This is a genomic window from Methylobacterium sp. WL6 (assembly GCF_008040095.1).
Taxonomy (GTDB): domain Bacteria; phylum Pseudomonadota; class Alphaproteobacteria; order Rhizobiales; family Beijerinckiaceae; genus Methylobacterium.
The window spans coordinates 1-1,986 of sequence record NZ_VRVH01000499.1 but is presented as its reverse complement, the minus strand read 5'-3'; the positions used below and the strand labels follow the sequence as shown (position 1 = coordinate 1,986).

Here is a 1,986-nt window from a genome sequence, read left to right as displayed (position 1 = left end):
AGCCGCGCGCTCGCCCCGGACGCCTCGCGGAGCGCCGCGACGGTCTGCTGCCCGGCATCCTCCGCGGCCACCGTCGCGAGGTGCTCGCTGGTCGGGCGGGGCAGGCGCACCAGGACGATGGTGCCGACGGTCTCCTCCGAGCGGATGCGCAGGGAGCCGCCGTGCAGCTCGGCCATGGAGCGGGCGATGGCGAGGCCGAGGCCGGAGCCCTTGTGGCTGCGGGTGAGGTTGGTCTCGACCTGCGAGAACGGCGCGCCGAGCCTGGCGAGCGCCGCCTTGGGGATGCCGATCCCGGTATCCTCGATGAACAGGTGGGCGTGGTCGCCGGCCGGGCGGGCGCGCACCGCGATCCGGCCGTTGGCGGGCGTGAACTTCACGGCGTTCTGCAGCAGGTTGACCAGGATCTGCTGCAGGGCGCGCTCGTCGGCGAGCAGCGCGAGGCCGGGATACAGGTCGACGGCGACGTGGAGGTTCTTCTGCCGGGCCGGCTCGGACACGAGCTTGAGCGCGTTGGAGACCGCCGCCGCGACGGCGATCTCGCGGCGCGCGAGCCGGACGCGGTGCGACTCGATCCGCGACATGTGGAGGATGTCGTCGATCATCGAGAGCAGGTAGTCGCCGCTGGCGCGGATGTCGGCGCAATACTCGCCGTAGCGCGCCGAGCCGAGGGGGCCGTAGAGCTCGCTCGCCATCAGCTCCGCGAAGCCGATGATCGCGTTGAGCGGCGTGCGCAGCTCGTGGCTCATGTTGGCCAGGAACTCGGATTTCGCCTGGTTGGCCGATTCCGCCGCCGCCTTCTGGTCGAGGTAGCGCTCGGCGAGGTCGGCGAGCTGCTGCGTCTGCAGCTCCAGCGTGCGGCGCGACCGCTTGAGATCCTTGACCGTCTCGATCAGCTCGCGTTCCGAGGCGACGAGCTGCTCCTGGTGCCGCTTCAGGTTGGTGATGTCGGTGCCGACCGAGACGTAGCCGCCGTCCTTGGTCCGCCGCTCGCTGATCTGCAGCCAGCGGCCGTCGGTGAGTTCCGCCTCGAAGGTGCGGGCGGTCGCGCTCGCGGTGTCGGTCTCGGGCATCTCGCGCCGGATCTGCGGAAGCACGCCGCGGCCCATCACCTCGTCGTAGCGACGGCCGACCTGCGCGTCCTCGGGGCTCAGCGCGTGGAGGTGGCGGAACTTGGAATTGCACAGGACGAGGCGGTTGCTCGTGTCCCAGATCACGAACGCCTCGGAGATCGCCTCGACGGCGTCGCGCAGGCGCATGTCGTTGGTGGCGCTGGCCTCGGCGAGGTGCTGCTGCTCGGTGACGTCGACGGCGATGCCGACGAGGTGGCGGCCGCCGTCGGTCACGTCCGGCACCACCTCGGCACGGGTGCGCAGCCAGATGTAGGCGCCGTTCGCGCCGCGCATGCGGAACGCGTGGTCCACCGCGGTCTGGCTCGCGGCGAGCCCGCGGGCGAGGCTGTAGAGGTCGCCGTCGTCCGGGTGGACCAGGGCGTTGACGTCGCCGAACGACAGGAACTCGCGCTCGCGGCGGTAGCCGAGCAGCGCGTACATCGAATCCGACCAGTAGATCTGCCCGCGCGGGATGTCCCAGTCCCACAGGCCGCAGGCGCCGCGGCCGAGGGCGGTGTCGAGGCGCTGGCGGATCTGCTCGCAGACCTTGTCGATCGCCTTCGCCCGGCGGCTCTGGAGCCCGTAGGCGAGGCCGACCCCGACGATGACGAGGGCGGCCGCCGCGACGAGGATGGCCTGGTGCCGGGCGCGGCCCGTCCAGGTCGCGGTCAGCGCCTCGACCGACTGCATCACCGCGATCCGGTCCTGGCCGTCGGGCAGGCGCCGCATCGCCGCGAACACCGTGTCGCCGCCGGCCAGCGCCAGGCGCATCACGCCGGCGCGCTCGCCCAGCGTCGAGAGCGCCTCCGCCTCGCCGAGCACGGTCTGGAGCGTCTCGGCGCCCGCGGGCAGCGGCGGGCGGGCCGCGACGATGCGC

1 protein-coding gene is annotated in these 1,986 nt (G+C 72.6%); it reads right to left on the bottom strand.

The window, feature by feature from the left end; translation table 11 throughout:
- On the bottom strand, nucleotides 1-1,986 hold a 1,986-nt coding region (locus tag FV230_RS27715), incomplete at both ends, for an ATP-binding protein (protein WP_147844650.1).